The following is a 17,765-nucleotide window of genomic DNA, read 5'->3' as shown; positions in this document are numbered from 1 at the left end:
TGCCCGGGTCCCGCGCAAAAAATCGAACCGATGCGCTGGTGAGCCGATTACCACGTCTATTCGGCTCACGCGGCCGTGCCTAAGCATCGGGCCTGCTCGAGCTTGACGTTGAGAAAAGAACGATCAACGCCCCGGCTGTGACGATCGGCCTTCGTGGAACCACGCATAGGCCGCAGCTTCAAGATCGCCTTCCTCGGCAATCACCGAACCGTCCTCGTCCAGCAGGGTGTAGTGGCGCTGGTCGCCGCCCAGCGCGGCGCTGCCATCCAACCCGAGCAGCAGGGTGTAGAGGGTGTCGGTGGCGAAGACGTCGAGCATCTCCCGCAACAGCTGGGTCTGCTCGGACGACAGGTCCATCGCGGCAATCCTTGCTGCGCACGCCGTGCCTGGGGTCCATGCCATGGCGAGCAGGTTCGCTTTCTCCGCGTACCATTTTGCTACGAAGGCATCTGCGTTCATGGGATATCTGCGCTAGCGGGGGTGGGCCAGAGCCTAGCGGGAGACGCAGGCGTGCGGCAAAAATCTGCGTGCCCGGACGCGAGAGGCTGCCGGCCAGCGGCCGGCACTACCGGCTCCAACGACCAACGGTCGGTGGCTACCGGTAGAATGGCGCGCATGAAAATCGCCTCCTGGAACGTCAACTCGCTCAACGTGCGCCTGCCGCACCTGGAACAATGGCTCACGGCGTTCGCGCCGGACGTGGTCGGCATCCAGGAAACCAAGATGGAGGACCACAAGTTCCCCGACGCGGTGCTGGCCGGGCTGGGCTACCGCAGCGTGTTTGCCGGGCAGAAGACCTACAACGGCGTCGCGCTGCTCTCGCGGGAACCGGCGCAGGACGTGCAGATCGGCATCCCCGGCTTCGAGGATGAGCAGAAGCGCGCCATCGCCGGCACCGTCAACGGCGTGCGCATCATCAACCTGTACGTGGTCAACGGCCAGGACGTGGGCACCGACAAGTACGCCTACAAGCTGCGCTGGCTGGAGGCCGTGCATGCCTGGGTCGAGGCCGAGCTGGCCAGGTACCCGGAGCTGGTGGTGATGGGTGACTTCAACATCGCGCCCGATGCCCGCGACGTGCACGACCCGCTGGTCTGGAACGAGAACCACATCCTGACCTCCACCGCCGAGCGCGGTGCCCTGAACAAGCTGCTGCAGCTGGGCCTGCACGATGCCTTCCGCCTGCACAGCGAGGAAGCGGGCGTGTTCAGCTGGTGGGACTACCGGGCGGCCGGCTTCCGGCGCAACCTGGGCCTGCGCATCGACCTGACCCTGGTCTCCGACGCGCTCAAGGCGCGCGCGCTGGCCTCGGGCATCGACCGTGAGCCGCGCACCTGGGAGCGCCCCAGCGACCATGCCCCGGCCTGGGTGCAGTTGGGCTGACCGCGGAAACAACAAGGCCCGGCAGTGCCGGGCCTTGTCGATCAAACCTTGTACGTGCGTTCGTTACCGCACGTTCCTGCGCGTAAACAGATTCACGATCGCGAGCAGGATCACTGCGCCGATCAACGAGAACAGGAACGTGCGGATGGTGATCGCTTCATTGATGCCACCGCCGAACAGCCAACCGGCCAGCAATGCGCCGACGATGCCGACCACGATGTTGAGGATGATGCCTTGCTGCGCGTCCCGCTTCATGATGATGCTGGCAAGCCAGCCCACGATGCCGCCGACGATCAACCAGATGATGATGCCCATAACGTTGACTCCCTCTGTGCGGTTGCAACCCCTGCAGTGGACGGCACACCCTGTGAAATCGTCGTGCAGCCGCGATGGCGGAGCCGTGGCATGACCCTGCCGGCGACGCTGGACGGCCCTTGGCGCTTCGGCCCGGTCACGGTCTGGCGCCTGCCGCATGTGCCGGGCACCCGGGGCGAGCCCCAGGCCCGGCTGCTGCTGGCCGAGCAGCTGGGCGGGGCGCCGGAGGACGTGCCGTTGCAGCGCGACCCGCGCGGCCGGCCAGAGCTGCATGGCCCGTTGGCGCATATCGGGACCGGCTGGAGCCACAGCCATGGGCAGCTGCTGGTCGCCCTCGGTGAAGGCGTCCGCCTTGGCGTGGACCTGGAGCCGCTGCGCCCGAGGCCACGGATGCTGGACATCGTGCAGCGCTTCTTCCACCCGGCCGAGATCGCCTGGCTGGAATCGCTGGACGAGAACGCCCGCAACCATTGGTTCTTCCGCGTGTGGTGCGCCAAGGAAGCGCTGTTGAAGGCGCAGGGGCAGGGCATCTCCTTCGGTCTGCACCGGCTGCAGCTCGCGCCCGGCCTCGACGGTGGCCTGCATCTGGCCTGGTGCGATCCGGAACTGGGGCCGGCCGGGCGCTGGCACCTGCATGAGTGGCAGGCAGCCGATGATTTCCGCGCGGCGCTGGCCTGGCATGCGATGTGAGATGGGGCGCCGACCAACGGTCGGCTCTACCGACCTGCGATAATGGTGCCATGACAGAACACACCCTCCCCGCCGGCGTGGCCGATGCGCTTGAGCGCGGCCTGGCCGCCCTGCAGCTGGATGCCGCGCTGGCACCGCCGTTGCTGACCTACCTGACCCTGCTCGACCGCTGGAACCGCACCTACAACCTGACCGCCATCCGCGATCCGCTGGAGATGGTGACCCGCCATCTGCTCGATTCGCTGGCGATGCAGCCGTTCCTGGAGACCGGCAACCTTGCCGATCTGGGCACCGGCCCCGGGCTGCCGGGCATCCCGCTGGCCATCGCACGCCCGCAGCTGCAGGTGACCCTGGTCGAGAGCAACGGCAAGAAGGCCCGCTTCATGCGCGAGGCTGTGCGCCAGCTGGGCCTGGGCAACGCCCGCGTGGCCGAGTCGCGCGCCGAGGCGCTGGCCGAACCGGCCGCCTATGACCATTTGACCGCCCGCGCGATGGATACCCTGGCCGGGATCATCCGGGTCGGTGGGCATCTGCTGCGCCCGGGTGGCCGCCTGTTGGCGATGAAAGGCGTGTACCCGCACGACGAGATCGCGCAGCTGCCGGCCGGCTGGGCGGTGGAGAAGGTGGTGCCGCTGAGCGTCCCCGGATTGACCGGCGAGCGCCATCTGGTGGTGGTCACCGGCCCGTGAGCCGGTGATCTCACCGCCTGCATCGCCCGCCCCACGGTCGTCCCGCCCCCCTCCTGCGGTGGCCCCACGCGGCGCCATCTGCATGCCCGTGGGCGTCGCTGCGGTATTGCGGCGCGTGCCTTCCGCGCATCTCACAGTGCATGACACGCCCCGTATACGCATAATGACCAGTCCCACTCCCTGCCGATGAGGCTCACCCGCATGGCCCGCATCATCGCCATCGCCAACCAGAAAGGTGGCGTCGGCAAGACCACGACCGCCGTCAATCTGGCCGCCTCCCTGGCTGCTGCACCCAAGCGCGTGCTTCTTGTCGACCTCGATTCCCAAGGCAATGCGACCATGGGCAGCGGCGTGGACAAGCGCGAAGTCGCCGCGTCCACCTGCGATCTGCTGCTGGGCGAAAGCACTGCGGCCGAGGTCCGGGTCAAGACCCCGGAAGGCTTCGACCTGCTCCCGGGCAACATCGACCTGACCGCCGCCGAGATCCAGCTGATGGACCAGAGCGAGCGCGAGCAGCGCCTCAAGCGCGCGCTGGCCCCTATCCGCGACGAATACGACTACATCCTGATCGACTGCCCGCCGGCGCTGTCGCTGCTGACGCTCAACGCACTGGCCGCCGCCGATTCGGTGATCGTGCCGATGCAGTGCGAGTACTACGCGCTGGAAGGCCTGAGCGCGCTGGTGGAAACCATCGAAGCACTGCGTGCCAACCTCAATCCCGCGCTGGAGATCGAGGGCGTGCTGCGGACCATGTTCGATGTGCGCAACAACCTGGCCAATGCCGTGTCGGCCGAGCTGACCGAGCACTTCGGCGAGCAGGTGTTCCGCACCATCGTGCCGCGCAACGTGCGCCTGGCCGAGGCACCCAGCCATGGCCAGAGCATCGTCGGGTACGACCGTGCCTCGCGCGGTGGCGTTGCCTATCTCGGCCTGGCCGGCGAGATCATCCGTCGCAACAACCAACGCAAGAAGGCCGACAAGGCCATGGAGACCGCCTGATGAGCACCAAGCCTGCCCTCGGCAAGAAACGCGGCCTCGGCCGCGGCCTCGACGCGCTGTTGGGGCCCAAGGGGGCGGTGACACAGGTGCAGGCGGCGGCCGTGGTCGAACCGCTGCCGGGCGAACGCCTGCGCAAGCTGCCGGTCGGCCATCTGCAGCCGGGCAAGTACCAGCCGCGCCGCGACATGGACGAGACCAAGCTTGCCGAGCTGGCCGAGTCGATCAAGGCGCAGGGCGTGATCCAGCCGATCCTGGTCCGCCAGCTGGGCCCGGACAGTTTCGAGATCGTGGCCGGCGAACGCCGTTGGCGCGCTTCGCAGCTGGCCGGCCTGGACGAAGTGCCGGTGGTGGTGCGCGAGCTGGAAGACCGCACCGTCATCGCGATGGCGCTGATCGAGAACATCCAGCGCGAAGACCTCAACCCGCTTGAGGAAGCCGAAGCGCTGCAGCGGCTGATCAGCGAGTTCGCCCTGACCCATGCCGAGGCCGCCCAGGCCGTTGGCCGCTCGCGTGCGGCGGTGTCCAACCTGCTGCGCCTGCTGGAGCTGCCGATCGCGATCCGCCTGCTGCTGGAAACCCGCCGGCTGGAAATGGGCCATGCCCGCGCGCTGCTCACCCTGGCGCCGGAACTGGCCAGCAAGCTGGCCCAGGAAGCGGCCGACCAGGGCTGGTCGGTGCGCGAAGTGGAACACCGCGCGCAGCAGTTCGCTGCTGGCAAAGTGCCCGGCGCGCTGCGCAAGAAGCCCACCGCCGCCGCGCCGCAGGCCGATATCGCGTCGCTGGAAACCGAGTTGTCCGAGTCGCTGGGCGCCCGCGTGGCGATTGCCCATGGCCGTGGCGGCAAGGGCAAGCTGATCATCCATTACACCGACCTGGACACGCTGGATGGCGTGCTCGACCGACTTCGCGCACAGAAGGGCTGAGTCCCCCGCAGGCGTCAGAGGATTTCCCCCAACCAATGAACCCCACCAAGGTCGACCGCAACCATCTGTTGCGTCTGACCGACCTGCCGAATGTCGGGCCGGCCTGTGAGAAAGATCTCCGTCTGATCGGCATCCGCGTGCCAGCGCATCTGCGCGGCCGCGATGCCTACGACATGTACGCGCAGCTGTGTCTGCGCACCGGGGTGATGCACGACCCCTGTGTGATCGATGTATTTCTGTCGGTGCTGCGTTTCATGCAGGGCGAAGCGCCGCGACCGTGGTGGGATTTCAGCAAGGAACGCAAGGCCACCCTGGCCAAGGAAGCGCCGCTCAGCCTCTGGTGAAGCGGACCATCGGGACGTGTGCAACGCCACGCGGGCGTCCCGGGAAAGCACTGTATTGATACGTGGCAAGTATGACGGACGGACCCCATGACGATTCTCGTGACCGGCGCAGCCGGTTTCATCGGTGCCAACACCTGCAAGGCCCTGCTCGCGCGCGGTGAGCGCGTCGTCGGCCTGGACAACTACAACGACTACTACGATCCGCAGATCAAGCGCGATCGCGTGGCCGCGCTGTGCCCGGACGCCGACATCCGCGTGCTCGACCTGACCGACCGCGACGGCCTGGCCGCGCTGTTCGACGAGGTCCAGCCGACCCGGGTCATCCATCTGGCCGCACAGGCCGGCGTGCGTTACTCGCTGGAGAACCCGCATGCCTACGTCGACAGCAACCTGACCGGCTTCGTCAACATGCTGGAGCTGTGCCGCCATCGCGGCGTGGCCCATCTGGTGTATGCCTCGAGCAGCTCGGTGTACGGCGATTCGGCGACCCCGCCGTTCTCCGAAGACCAGCGCATCGACAAGCCGCGCTCGCTGTACGCCGCGACCAAGGCCGCCAACGAGCTGATGGCCTACACCTACGCCCAGCTGTTCGGCCTGCATGCCACCGGCCTGCGCTTCTTCACCGTGTATGGCCCGTGGGGCCGCCCGGACATGGCACCGCTGCTGTTCTCGCGCGCGGTGCTGGCCGGCCGCCCGATCGACGTGTTCAACGACGGAAAAATGCAGCGCGACTTCACACATGTCTCCGACATCGCGGACGGTATCCTCGGCGCGCTGGCGCATCCGTCCAGCGAGGTCGTTCCGCATCGCGTCTTCAATCTCGGCAATCACACGCCGATCGAGCTGGAGCACTTCATCGGTGTCATCGAGGCCGCCGCCGGACGTCCAGCGCAGAAGGTCTACAAGCCGATGCAGCCGGGCGACATGGTCCGCACCATGGCCGATACCACGCGGGCGAATGACGCGTTCGGCTACGCGCCGGCCATGCCGATCGAGCGCGGTCTGCCGCCGGTGGTGGCCTGGTGCCGCGATTATTTCGGTGCTCACGCCTGACACACGCGGACCCATTCATCTTCGGATAACCTCGGGTGCGGAAAATGCGCGCTCTTTTTCGATCCTGGCCATTCGCAGAGTCCGACCATGAGCCAACCCCAGTTGTCGGTCGTCGTCCCGGTCTTCAATGAACGCGACAACGTCACGCCCCTGATCCACGAGATCACCACCGCGCTGCGCGGACGGATCGAGTTCGAAATCGTCTATGTCGACGACCATTCGCGCGACGACACCCTGGCGGTGCTGCAGGCCCTGAAGGCCACCACCTCGGAACTGCGGGTGCTGCACCATGTCACCCAGAGCGGGCAGAGCACCGCGGTGCGCAACGGCGTCAAGCACGCGCGCGCGCCGTGGATCGCCACCCTGGACGGTGACGGCCAGAACGATCCGGCCGACATCCCCGGGCTGCTCGCCGCGCGCGCTGCCGCCGCCAGCGAGGTAAAGCTGTTCGCTGGGTGGCGCGTCAATCGCCAGGATTCGGGCAGCAAGCGCTGGGCCAGCAAGTGGGCCAACGCGATCCGCGCGCGCATGCTGCGCGACGACACGCCCGATACCGGCTGCGGCATCAAGCTGTTCGAGCGTGCCGCGTTCATGGACCTGCCGTATTTCGACCACATGCACCGCTACCTGCCGGCGCTGATGCAGCGTGCCGGCTGGAAGACCATCAGCGTGCCGGTCAATCATCGGCATCGCACCGCGGGCGTATCCAAGTACAACAACCTCGGCCGCGCCCTGGTCGGCATCCGCGACCTGCGCGGGGTCGCCTGGCTGATCACGCGCAGCAAGCGCACCGCTGTGGAAGAACGCTGATGGAACTGCACTGGCTCGACCAGCCGTTGACCTGGCTGTACTGGACCGGCCTGCACGTCACCGGCTGGAAGCTGATCGGCTACACCGGCGCACTGATGTTCGGCGGGCGCTGGCTGGTCCAGTTCGTGGCTTCGCGCCGCGCCGGCAAGCCGGTGATCCCGCGCCTGTTCTGGTACATGAGCGTGGTCGGCAGCCTGATGACGCTGAGCTACTTCCTGTTCTCGGCCAAGCAGGACTCGGTGGGCGTGCTGCAGAACCTGTTCCCGGCCTTCACCGCGTTGTACAGCCTGAAGCTGGATATCGCGCACCGTGGTTGGAAGCGGGACAAGGCGGCGCATTGAGGGCGTGCCCACCGACCAACGGTCGGTGGCTACCTCGCGCCTTCGGCGCTGGGGTCCCAGCCTGCGGCCGGTCCCCGGTCCCCGGTCCTGCCCGCGACGCGGGCAGGACCTTTGATCCATGCGCGGCCCCTTCGCCGGGTGCCATGATCGGGGTTTGCCGTCCCTCGGGAACCCTTGACCGTGAAATCACCGCTCGTTGCTGCGCTGCTGCTCGCCCTGGCCCTTCCCGCCGGCACTGCCCTGGCTGCGCCTCCGGCCGCCCCGGCTGCCGCCCCGGCCAGCTTGGCCACTGAAAGCCCTGCCGACGCGCAGTTCCGTGCCATCTACGAGAAGGAATGGGCCTGGCGCGAAGCCGGTGGTGGTGAAGCCAGCGAAGACGGCGACGGCCCGGCCAACGCCACCCGCATGCCCGATGTCGGCGCCGCCGCGCAGCAGGGCCGGTTGAAGGTCTGGGACGACGTCCTGGCCCAGCTGGACAAGGTCGACACCCAGGCACTCTCGGCCGAGAACCGCATCAACTACGCGATCTACCGCGACCAGGTGTTCAATCTGGCTGCCGATGTCCGCCTGCGCGCCTACGAAATGCCGTTCAACGCGGACTCCTCGTTCTGGTCCAACCTGTCCTTCATGGCCCGGCGCGAGATGAAGACCGTGCAGGACTATCGCAACTACATCGCGCGCCTGAACGATGTGCCGCGCTACTTCGAGCAGCAGACCGAGAACATGCGTGCCGGTCTCAAGCGCGGCTTCAGCGTGCCGCGTGCAGTGCTCGATGGCCGCGAGGTCTCGATCGCCACCGTGTCCGAACTGAAGGACCCGACTCAGTCGCCGCTGTACGCGCCATTCAAGAAGCTGCCGGCCAGCATCCCGGCCGCCGAGCAGGCGCAGCTGCAGGAACAGGCGCGCCAGGCCATCGGCGGCAGCGTGGTGCCGGCGTTCGGCACGTTGCGCACCTTCTTCGTCAGCGAGTACGTCCCGCAGGCGCGCACCACCCTGGCCGCCGAGGCGATGCCGGGCGGCAAGGCGTACTACAAGCAGCAGATCCACGAATACACCACGCTGGACCTGACCCCGCAGCAGATCCACGAGATCGGCCTGAAGGAAGTCGCACGTATCCAGGCCGAGATGAACGGCATCATCCAGCAGGTCGAGTTCAAGGGCAGCTTCGCCGAGTTCTTGACCTTCCTGCGTACCGATCCGCAGTTCTACGCCAAGACCCCGGATGAGCTGCTGCATCGTGCGGCGTGGATCTCCAAGCGCGTGGATGGCGTGATCGGCAAGTACATGACGCTGCCGCGTGCGCGCTTCACCATCGTGCCGGTGCCGCCGGACATCGCCCCGTTCTGGACCGCCGGCCGCGGTGGCATGGGCACCTACTGGCTCAACACCTACAACCTGCCGGCGCGGCCGCTGTACAACCTTCCCGCGCTGACCCTGCACGAGTCCGATCCGGGCCATGCCCTGCAGGGCGCGCTGGCGGCAGAGCAGGGCGAGCAGCCCGCGTTCCGCCGCAACAACTACATCTCCGCCTACGGCGAAGGCTGGGGCCTGTACTGCGAGAAGCTCGGCGTGGAGATGGGCATCTACGAAACCCCGTACGAGGATTTCGGCCGCCTGACCTACGAGATGTGGCGTGCCGCGCGCCTGGTGATCGATACCGGCGTGCACCACAAGGGCTGGACCCGCGAGCAGGCGCTGTCCTACTTGCGCGACCACACCGCGCTGAGCGAGCACGAAGTGACCACCGAAGTGGATCGCTACATTTCCTGGCCGGGCCAGGCGCTGAGCTACAAGCTCGGAGAGATCGCGATCGTGCGCCTGCGCGCGCAGGCCGAGCAGGAGCTGGGCGACCGCTTCGACGTCAAGGCCTTCCACGACGCGGTGCTCAGCCAGGGCTCGGTGCCGTTGCCGGTCCTGGAGGAACAGATCCAGGCCTTCATCGCCCAGCGCAAGGCTGCGGCCAGCTGAGGTGCGCGGGGCCGGCCATCGCGCCGGCCCCGGCCAACGTGAACCAAGCGGCCGGGCTGCGATTGTGTAACGGCTTCACGCCCGGCTACCCTGCGGGCCATGTTCCGTCGTGCCCGCCCGCGTCCGTCCCTGCTGCTCCGCCTGCTGATGCTGGTGGTGGTCGGTGTGGGCGTGTTCGGCAGCTCGCTGGCCTCGGCCCTGGCCGATATCCACCTGAGCGTGCATGCGGACAGCAGCGACGTGCATGGCAGCCTGGATGACGCCGCCGCCGATGTACCGGGCGATGACGACGGCAACGAAGACTGGCTGCATGCCCTGGTGCATTGCGGCCACTGCCATGGCCACGGCGGCGTGCTGCCGATGGCCGCGATGGCCTGGAGCCTGCCCGCCGCGCCCAGCCACGGCGTCCCTGCCGGGTTGATCGCGCAACTGCGCACCCAACCGCCCGAGAACCTGCTGCGTCCTCCGATAGCGATCTGATGCCCTGCGGCCGCGCGGCCGCCGTTTGCCCTCTGATCGCTTTCTGGAGACTCCCATGTGGATGCGTCTGGCAGCCTTGGCTGCCATTGCGTTCGTGCCGTGCGTGTACGCACAGGGCACGACACCTGCTGCACCGTTGACCCTCGACGACGCCATCGCGCGCGTCGCCCAGTACCACCCCGACCTGCGCCTGGCGCAGGCGCAGCGCCCGGTGTGGGAAGCCCGCCGTGACGCGGCCGGCCTGTCGCCCCCGCTGACCCTTGGCGTGGAGCTGGAGAACGCACTCGGCAGCGGTGACACCCGTGGCTTCGATGCCGCCGAAGTCACCGTCACCCTGGCCGGCGTGCTGGAACGCGGCGGCAAGCTGGATGCCCGCCGCGCCGTGGCCCAGGCCAATCTGGACAGCCTGGCCCCGCAGCGCGAAACCGCGCGGCTGGATCTGATGGCCGAGGTCGCCCGCCGCTATCTGGCAGTGACCGACGCGCGCCAGCAGCTGCGCATCGCCGAGACCGATATCGAGCAGCGCCGGCGCGCCGTCGCCGCCGCGCGACTGCGCCTGCAGGCCGGTGCCTCGCCCGAGTCGGTGCTGCTGACCGCGCAGGCGATGCAGGCCCAGGCCGAGCTGGACCGCGATCGCGCCCGGCAGATGGATCAGTCCGCGCGTGCGGCGCTGTCCGCACTGTGGCGCCAGCGTGAGCCCGGTTTCGACGTGGTCACCGGCGACCCCATGCAGCTGCCCGCGCTGCAGGACTTCGCCGTGCTCGCCGAGGAACTGCAGCGCACCCCGGAACTGGCGGTGCTGGCCGGTGAGCGTCGCATCCGCGAAGCGCAGGTGCAGCTGGCCCGCACCCAGGCACGGCCCGATGTCAGCTGGCAGGTGGGGGTGCGCAATTCGCGCGATACCCGCGACACCTCCCTGGTCGCCGGTTTCAGCCTGCCGCTGGGCAGCGTGCGCCGTGCCGACCCGGAGATCCGTGCGGCCGAGGCCGAACTGGCGCTCAACAGCGTGGAGCGCGACGCGCGCGCGCTGCAGCTGTACGCCACCCTCGCCGAAGCGCATGGCCGCTACCTGACCTCGCGGCTGGAAGTGACCCGCATGGCGCGCGACGTGCTGCCGCAGCTGCAGCGTGCCGAGAACGCTGCCGAGAAGGCCTGGCGTGCCGGCGCGATCAGTTACATGGAATGGGCCCAGCTGCAGGCGATGCGGATCGACGCACGCCAGCGCCAGCTCGACGCGGCCATCGCCGCACAGACCGCCCTGATCGAACTCCAGCGCCTGACCGGCCAGAGCATGGTCGCCGCCACCGACACCGTGTCCACGGAGGACCGCCGATGACCCTTTCCCAGACCCGTACCGCGCTGGCCGCCAGCCTGTTGATCGCGCTGATGGCGCTCACCGGCTGCGGCGGCGCTGAGCCCGCTGCGGCGCCGGCTAACGCGGCCGACGAGGACGCCGGCCATGGTGAGGCCGGGCACGACGATGACCACGACGATCACGACGCCCCGGAACGCACCACCATCGCCGCGGCCATGGCCGAGCAGGCGGGCATCCGCGTGGCACCTGTCGTCGCCGGCACCATCGCCGACGAACACGATGTGCAGGGGCTGCTGACCCCGGTCGATGGCCGCGTTGCCCAGGTGATGGCGCGCTTTCCCGGCCCGATCCGTTCGCTGCGCGCCAATGTGGGCGACCGCGTGCGCGCCGGCCAGGTAGTGGCCAGCATCGAGAGCAACCTCAGCCTCACCACCTACACCGTGACCGCACCGATCGGTGGCGTGGTGCTCGCGCGCCAGGCGCAGGTCGGTGGGGTGGCAGGCGAGGGCACGCCGTTGTTCGAGATCGGTGATCTGTCCACGTTGTGGGTGGACCTGCATATCTTCGGCAACGACACCCAGCACATCACCGCCGGCGTGCCGGTCACCGTGTCACGCATGACCGACGGCGTCAGCCAGGCCACCACGCTGGAACGCGTGCTGCCCGGCACCGCGACCGCCAGCCAGAGCACGGTCGCGCGCGCCACGCTGCGCAACGACGACGGCCAATGGCGGCCCGGTGCGGCCGTCAAGGCGCGCATCGTGGTGGCCACCACGCCGGCCGCGCAGGTGGTGCCGTTGAGCGCGCTGCAGACGATGGACGGCAAGGACGTGGTGTTCGTGCGCGAAGGGGACACCTACACCGCGCGTGCGGTGACCCTGGGGGCGCGCGATGCCGGCAAGGTCGAAGTGCTCAGTGGCCTGGCCGTCGGCGAAGACGTCGTGGTCGAGCAGAGCTACGTGGTCAAGGCCGACATCGGCAAGGCAGGGGCATCGCATGAACATTGATGCGTTGCCGCGCCCCGCACACGGAGGGCGCTCCCATGCTTGAGCGCATCCTCCGCGCCGCCATCGCCCATCGCTGGTTGATGATGGCCCTGACGTTGGTGCTGATCGTCATCGGCAGCTGGAGCTTCACCAAGCTGCCGATCGATGCCACCCCGGACATCACCAACGTCCAGGTGCAGATCAATACCGCGGCCCCCGGTTACTCGCCGCTGGAAACCGAACAGCGCATCACCTACCCGGTGGAGACGGTGATGGCCGGCCTGCCGGCGATGGAGCAGGCCCGCTCGCTGTCGCGCTACGGGCTCTCGCAGGTGACCGTGGTCTTCAAGGACGGCACCGACATCTACTTCGCCCGCCAGCAGGTCGCCGAACGCCTGCAGCAGGTCAAATCGCAGATTCCCGACGGCCTGGATCCGCAGCTGGGCCCGATCTCGACCGGCCTCGGCGAGATCTTCATGTACACCATCGACGCCGATCCCAAGGCGCGCAAGGCCGATGGCACGGCGTACACCGCCACCGACCTGCGCACCCTGCAGGACTGGGTGATCCGGCCGCAGCTGCGCAACGTGCCCGGCGTGACCGAGGTCAACACCATCGGTGGCTTCCAGCGTCAGGTGCACATCACCCCCGACCCGGCCCGCCTGCGCGCGCTGGGCTTCACGTTGGAGGACGTGGCACAGGCGGTGGAGACCAACAACCAGAACGTCGGCGCCGGCTACATCGAACGCAACGGCCAGCAGTTCCTGGTCCGCATTCCCGGCCAGGTCGCCAACCTGGAGGAGATCGGCAACATCGTGCTGGCCCGCCGTGAAGGCGTGCCGATCCACGTGCACGACGTCGCCCAGGTGCAGGACGGCCCGGAGCTGCGCAGTGGCGCGGCCACCCAGAACGGCCATGAAGTGGTGATGGGCACGGTGGTGATGCTGATCGGGGCCAACAGCCGCGATGTGGCCCAGGCCGCGGCGGCGCGTCTGCAGCAGGCGCAGGCCAGTCTGCCGGAGGGCGTCACCGTCACCGCCAGCTACGACCGCACCGCGCTGGTCGACCGCACCATCGCCACGGTCGCCAAGAACCTGATCGAAGGCGCCTTGCTGGTGATCGTGGTGCTGTTCCTGCTGCTCGGCAACTTCCGCGCGGCGTTGATCACCGCGGCGGTGATTCCACTGGCGATGCTGTTCACGCTGACCGGCATGGCCCGCGGTGGCGTGTCGGCGAACCTGATGAGTCTGGGCGCGCTGGACTTCGGCCTGATCGTCGACGGGGCGGTGATCATCATCGAGAACTGCCTGCGCCGCTTCGGCGAACGCCAGCACGCGCTCGGCCGCGACATGACCCGCGACGAACGCTTCGCCGAAACCGCCAGCGCCACCGCCGAGGTGATCCGCCCGAGCCTGTTCGGTCTGGGCATCATCACCGCGGTGTACCTGCCGATCTTCGCGCTCACCGGCGTGGAAGGAAAAATGTTCCACCCGATGGCGATCACCGTGGTGCTGGCCCTGACCGGTGCGATGGTGCTGGCGTTGACCTTCGTGCCTGCCGCGATCGCGCTGTTCCTCGGTGGCCGTGTGCAGGAGACGGAGAACCGCCTGATGGCCTGGGTGCGCCGGCGCTACGAGCCGATGCTGGCCTTTGCCCTGCGGCGCGGCCGCTGGATGGTCGCCGGTGCGCTGGTGCTGGTGATCGGTTGTGGCCTGCTGGCGACGCGGCTGGGCAGCGAGTTCGTACCAAACCTGGACGAAGGCGATGTCGCCATGCACGCCATGCGCATCCCCGGGACCAGCCTGACCCAGTCGATCGAGATGCAGAAGCAGATCGAGAACCGGCTGGTGCAGTTCGCCGAGGTGGACAAGGTGTTCTCCAAGATCGGCACGCCGGAAGTCGCCTCCGATCCGATGCCGCCCTCGGTCGCCGATACCTTCATCATGATGAAACCGCGCAAGGCCTGGCCGGATCCACGCAAATCGCGTGCCGCGCTGCTGGCCGAGCTGGAAGACGCGGTGGAGCAGCTGCCCGGCAACAACTACGAGTTCACCCAGCCGATCCAGATGCGTACCAACGAACTGATCTCCGGCGTGCGTGCCGACGTGGCGGTGATGCTGTTCGGCGATGACCTGGAGACGCTGCTGTCGGTCGGCAAGCGCATTGCCGCGGTAGCCGGCACGGTGCCGGGCGCGGCCGATGTGCGGGTGGAGGAGACCAGCGGCCTGCCGCTGCTGACTGTCACCCCCAACCGCACTGCGTTGGCCGGCTATGGCTTGAATCCCGGCCAGGTGCAATCGACCGTGGCCACCGCCGTGGGCGGGCAGGTGGCAGGGCAGTTGTTCGAGGGTGACCGCCGCTTCGACATCGTGGTGCGCCTGCCCGAAGCACTGCGCCAGGACCCGGCCGCACTGGCGGACCTGCCGGTGTCGCTGGAGACGGCGCTGGCCGACGACGCCGACGAGTCCAGCCGCACCGGCAGCTGGACCAGCGGCAGTGCACGCACCGTACCGCTGCGTGAGCTGGCGACGCTGAGCAACAGCGAAGGGCCGAACCAGATCAACCGCGAGAACGGCAAGCGCCGGATCGTGGTCACCGCCAACGTGCGCGACCGCGACCTGGGTGGATTTGTCGGCGATCTGCAGCAGGCGATCGGGCGCGATGTGCAGGTGCCCAACGGCTACTGGATCGAATACGGCGGCAGCTTCGAGCAGCTGATCTCGGCCAGCCAGCGCCTGTCGATCGTGGTGCCGGTGACGCTGGCGATCATCTTCGCCCTGCTGTTCTGGGCGTTCGGCTCGGTCAAGGATGCGGCCATCGTGTTCAGTGGCGTGCCGCTGGCGCTCACCGGCGGCGTGCTCGCGCTGGCCCTGCGGGGCATTCCGCTGTCGATCTCGGCCGGCGTGGGCTTCATCGCGCTGTCCGGTGTGGCGGTGCTCAACGGCCTGGTGATGATCAGCTTCGTGCGCAGCCTGCGCGAGCACGGCATGCCGTTGCCGCAGGCGGTGCGCGAAGGTGCCTTGGGCCGTCTGCGCCCGGTCCTGATGACCGCGCTGGTGGCCTCGCTCGGCTTCGTGCCGATGGCCTTCAATGTTGGTGCGGGCTCGGAGGTGCAGCGCCCGCTGGCGACCGTGGTGATCGGCGGCATCCTCTCGTCCACGCTGCTGACGTTGCTGGTGCTGCCGGTGCTGTATCGGTGGTTGCACCGGAAGGGGCCTGACGCGGTTTGAAGGGTGGGTCCGCACGTGATGCCACGTGCGGACCTGGCTGCCTCACCAATGCGCTGGCTTGTCGATGGGCTTCTTCCCGGTCTGGATCCAGTGAGGCAACTGACATGAAAAAACCGCCGTTCGGCGGTTTTTTCGTCCCAAGCCGTTTAGCCAACTGAATGACGACGGCGAGGGCGGGGTCGTGTGGCCACTACAGCAGTCCGTTGCCATGGCGGTCAAATGGCGGGGTCACACCTTGAGGCCGCCTCATCCACTTGGCGTTTATCGATTTCCTGCCAGCCATTGCTGGATTAGATCGGCTGCTTTGGCCACGCCAGTTTCCATGCCCATCGCCCTTCCCAGAGCAGCAGCCCGTTTACGCGTTCCGGCGTGTTCGACGAAGCCAATGGCCCGCGCCAGCGTGTTGGCATCCAACCGCTTCGGCGACAACGCCGCCGGCGCCACGCCCAACGCCTGCAACCGCGCCGCCCAGAAAAACTGGTCGGCCGCGAACGGCATCACCAGCGATGGCACCCCGGCCCGGCAGGCCGAATGCGTGGTGCCGCTGCCGCCGTGGTGGATCACCAGCGCGCAGCGCGGGAACAGCGCCTCGTGTGGGGTTGGCCCGACCACGAACACGCGGGCGGGCAGGGGGGTGCTGGGCAGCCCCGCCCAACCGGGGAACAGCAGCACCCGGCGGGGGGCCAGGGCGTCCAGCAGCGCTGGCAGCACGCGGTCGCGATCAAAGCCGGTCATGCTGCCAAAGCCCAGGTACACCGGGGCGGGCCCGGCATCGAGGAAGGCCTGCAGGTCCGGCGGTGGTTGCCAGGGACTGTCCGGCAGGCGCCATTGGCCGCAGATGCGATGGTTGGCGGGCCAGTCCGCCGGTTGCGGCAGCAGGCTGGGCGAGATGCCGTAGAGCATCGGCAGGTCGCGCCAGAGGCTGCGTCGCGGCGACATGCCCAGCGCGTGCCGGGCCTGGTTGATCGGCTGCCGGAAGGTGCGCCAGACCGCCTGGTTGACCAGCCCGTAGCTGAGCCGGTTAAGCACACCCGGCAGGGGCAGCCGGGGCAGGAACGGGGACGGGAAGGCGGCCGTGGGCGTCAGCGGGATCATGCCCAGCCCGATCGCGGGCAGGCCATGCCGCTCGGCCACGGTCATACCCACGAAGGCGGCCAGCCCACCGGTCAGCACCGCATCGCACCCGGCGGCAGCCGCATCGGCCTGCCGGGTCCACGCCGGCACGTGCCGGCGCGCCATCCGGGCCAGTCCGCGCGAGGCGGCCAGCGTGTTGTTGCCACGCGACACCAGCGCCACCACCTCGTCGTGGATGTCGCCTTCCAGCGCGGCGTGCGGCACGCCCAGGGCGCGCGCGCTGCCCAGGGTGCCGCCCTCGGCCAGCAGCATGACCTCGTGTCCGGCGGCCATCAGGCCGTGGCAGAGCATGACCAGCGGGCGGGTGTCGCCTTCGGTGCCGTAGGTAAGTGCCAGCAGCCGCATCGAGGGGTCCAGGGGAAAAGGGGCGGCCAGTATCGCCATCGCCCGTGGGTGGCGATGCGAACACGGGAGGCCGTCCCGGCACTGACAGACCACCATGGCCCTGTGGACAACTTGCGCCAGCCACCGGCCTGCGGCATAATGCGCGGCTCGCTGTGTCCAGAAATCTCTGGATCGGCGGCCGGGAACACGTCATCCGGTCCGCCCTCGACAGCGTAACCCTTTGATTCTCATGACGTGTGGCGGGAAACCGTCGAGGCCGCCGTCGCCCGGGCTATGGGCTGACAACTACTTTTATCGAGGTGCGCAATGTCCCGCGTATGCCAAGTTTCCGGCAAGCGAGTGCAGACGGGTAACAACGTCTCGCACGCCAACAACAAGACCCGCCGTCGTTTCCTGCCCAACCTGCACGAGCGCCGCTTCTGGGTTGCCAGCGAAAACCGCTGGGTCAAGCTTCGTGTTTCCGCGCATGCCCTGCGCACCATCGACAAGAACGGTATCGACTCCGTTCTGGCTGAGCTGCGTTCGCGCGGCGAAAAGGTCTGAGGAGTAAACGATCATGGCAGGCAAGCGCGATAAGATCCGTCTGATTTCGACGGCCAACACTGGCCACTTCTACACGACGGACAAGAACAAGAAGAACACCCCCGGGAAGATGGAATTCCTGAAGTACGATCCGGTCGTGCGCAAGCACGTCCTGTACAAGGAAGGCAAGATCAAGTAATCCGCAAGGGTTCTTGAGCTTCCCGACGAAAAACCCGCC

Annotated in this window: 19 protein-coding genes; 16 read left to right on the top strand and 3 right to left on the bottom strand. The window is 68.0% G+C overall.

What is annotated here, in order from left to right; genetic code table 11:
• Nucleotides 1–123: 123 nt before the first annotated feature.
• Nucleotides 124–357: a hypothetical protein gene (locus ABE422_RS06810; protein ID WP_346482708.1), complete on the bottom strand. Its 234-nt coding sequence runs from the start codon at nucleotides 355–357 to the stop codon at nucleotides 124–126.
• Nucleotides 358–615: 258 nt separating this feature from the next.
• On the opposite strand from ABE422_RS06810, the gene xth reads away from it, so the two are divergent.
• On the top strand, nucleotides 616–1,383 hold the full coding sequence (xth, locus tag ABE422_RS06805) for an exodeoxyribonuclease III (protein WP_346482707.1): 768 nt from the start codon (nucleotides 616–618) through the stop codon (nucleotides 1,381–1,383).
• Nucleotides 1,384–1,446: 63 nt separating this feature from the next.
• Here the strand turns inward: xth and ABE422_RS06800 are convergent, their stop codons facing one another.
• Nucleotides 1,447–1,698 carry a GlsB/YeaQ/YmgE family stress response membrane protein gene (locus ABE422_RS06800; RefSeq protein WP_123729793.1) on the bottom strand — a complete coding sequence of 84 codons (252 nt, stop codon included), beginning with the start codon at nucleotides 1,696–1,698 and terminating at the stop codon, nucleotides 1,447–1,449.
• A 90-nt stretch (nucleotides 1,699–1,788) separates the two neighbouring features.
• Here ABE422_RS06800 and ABE422_RS06795 point away from each other — a divergent pair, with 90 nt between their 5' ends.
• The 13 genes from ABE422_RS06795 (at nucleotide 1,789) to ABE422_RS06735 (ending at nucleotide 15,526) form a co-directional block, all read left to right on the top strand.
• Nucleotides 1,789–2,388 (top strand): 4'-phosphopantetheinyl transferase superfamily protein, encoded by a 600-nt coding sequence (locus ABE422_RS06795; RefSeq protein WP_346482706.1) that lies wholly within the window; start codon nucleotides 1,789–1,791, stop codon nucleotides 2,386–2,388.
• Nucleotides 2,389–2,438: 50 nt separating this feature from the next.
• Complete coding sequence (gene rsmG, locus ABE422_RS06790) at nucleotides 2,439–3,077, top strand: 16S rRNA (guanine(527)-N(7))-methyltransferase RsmG (RefSeq protein WP_346482705.1); 639 nt, start codon at nucleotides 2,439–2,441, stop codon at nucleotides 3,075–3,077.
• A 201-nt stretch (nucleotides 3,078–3,278) separates the two neighbouring features.
• A complete protein-coding gene (locus ABE422_RS06785) occupies nucleotides 3,279–4,076 on the top strand; it encodes a ParA family protein (RefSeq protein ID WP_019185613.1) in 798 nt (265 codons plus the stop codon).
• On the top strand, nucleotides 4,076–4,999 hold the full coding sequence (locus tag ABE422_RS06780; RefSeq protein ID WP_313211910.1) for a ParB/RepB/Spo0J family partition protein: 924 nt from the start codon (nucleotides 4,076–4,078) through the stop codon (nucleotides 4,997–4,999). The genes ABE422_RS06785 and ABE422_RS06780 overlap by 1 nt, the downstream gene beginning before the upstream one ends.
• Nucleotides 5,000–5,034: 35 nt before the next feature.
• Nucleotides 5,035–5,343: a helix-hairpin-helix domain-containing protein gene (locus tag ABE422_RS06775; RefSeq protein WP_019185615.1), complete on the top strand. Its 309-nt coding sequence runs from the start codon at nucleotides 5,035–5,037 to the stop codon at nucleotides 5,341–5,343.
• A gap of 87 nt (nucleotides 5,344–5,430) precedes the next feature.
• Complete coding sequence (locus ABE422_RS06770) at nucleotides 5,431–6,396, top strand: SDR family NAD(P)-dependent oxidoreductase (protein WP_346482704.1); 966 nt, start codon at nucleotides 5,431–5,433, stop codon at nucleotides 6,394–6,396.
• An 87-nt stretch (nucleotides 6,397–6,483) separates the two neighbouring features.
• Nucleotides 6,484–7,206 carry a glycosyltransferase family 2 protein gene (locus tag ABE422_RS06765; RefSeq protein ID WP_313211908.1) on the top strand — a complete coding sequence of 241 codons (723 nt, stop codon included), beginning with the start codon at nucleotides 6,484–6,486 and terminating at the stop codon, nucleotides 7,204–7,206.
• On the top strand, nucleotides 7,206–7,547 hold the full coding sequence (locus ABE422_RS06760; protein ID WP_088432293.1) for a lipid-A-disaccharide synthase N-terminal domain-containing protein: 342 nt from the start codon (nucleotides 7,206–7,208) through the stop codon (nucleotides 7,545–7,547). Before ABE422_RS06765 ends, ABE422_RS06760 begins: the two co-directional genes overlap by 1 nt.
• A 180-nt stretch (nucleotides 7,548–7,727) precedes the next feature.
• Nucleotides 7,728–9,515 (top strand): DUF885 family protein, encoded by a 1,788-nt coding sequence (locus ABE422_RS06755; RefSeq protein ID WP_346482703.1) that lies wholly within the window; start codon nucleotides 7,728–7,730, stop codon nucleotides 9,513–9,515.
• Nucleotides 9,516–9,614: 99 nt separating this feature from the next.
• Nucleotides 9,615–9,995, top strand: coding sequence for a DUF2946 family protein (locus ABE422_RS06750; RefSeq protein WP_313211905.1), 381 nt, complete (start codon nucleotides 9,615–9,617; stop codon nucleotides 9,993–9,995).
• 55 nt (nucleotides 9,996–10,050) lie between these two features.
• Entirely contained in the window at nucleotides 10,051–11,331 is a 1,281-nt protein-coding gene (locus ABE422_RS06745; protein ID WP_346481574.1) for a TolC family protein, read from the top strand.
• A complete protein-coding gene (locus tag ABE422_RS06740) occupies nucleotides 11,328–12,317 on the top strand; it encodes an efflux RND transporter periplasmic adaptor subunit (RefSeq protein ID WP_313211903.1) in 990 nt (329 codons plus the stop codon). Before ABE422_RS06745 ends, ABE422_RS06740 begins: the two co-directional genes overlap by 4 nt.
• A 35-nt stretch (nucleotides 12,318–12,352) precedes the next feature.
• Nucleotides 12,353–15,526, top strand: a complete 3,174-nt coding sequence (locus ABE422_RS06735) for a CusA/CzcA family heavy metal efflux RND transporter (RefSeq protein ID WP_346482702.1) — start codon at nucleotides 12,353–12,355, stop codon at nucleotides 15,524–15,526.
• A gap of 261 nt (nucleotides 15,527–15,787) precedes the next feature.
• Here ABE422_RS06735 and ABE422_RS06730 read toward each other — a convergent pair whose 3' ends face one another.
• Complete coding sequence (locus tag ABE422_RS06730) at nucleotides 15,788–17,005, bottom strand: glycosyltransferase (protein ID WP_346482701.1); 1,218 nt, start codon at nucleotides 17,003–17,005, stop codon at nucleotides 15,788–15,790.
• A gap of 306 nt (nucleotides 17,006–17,311) precedes the next feature.
• On the opposite strand from ABE422_RS06730, the gene rpmB reads away from it, so the two are divergent.
• Together rpmB and rpmG are read left to right on the top strand one after the other, a co-directional pair.
• Nucleotides 17,312–17,548: a 50S ribosomal protein L28 gene (gene rpmB / locus ABE422_RS06725; protein WP_019185625.1), complete on the top strand. Its 237-nt coding sequence runs from the start codon at nucleotides 17,312–17,314 to the stop codon at nucleotides 17,546–17,548.
• A 10-nt stretch (nucleotides 17,549–17,558) separates the two neighbouring features.
• Entirely contained in the window at nucleotides 17,559–17,726 is a 168-nt protein-coding gene (gene rpmG, locus ABE422_RS06720) for a 50S ribosomal protein L33 (RefSeq protein ID WP_172407465.1), read from the top strand.
• Nucleotides 17,727–17,765 lie beyond the last annotated feature (39 nt).

Origin of the sequence: Stenotrophomonas sp. TWI1151, assembly GCF_039673135.1 — a bacterium.
Classification (GTDB): Bacteria; Pseudomonadota; Gammaproteobacteria; order Xanthomonadales; family Xanthomonadaceae; genus Stenotrophomonas.
The sequence above is the reverse complement of the archived record's forward strand: the minus strand, read 5'-3'. Positions and strand labels throughout refer to the sequence as shown.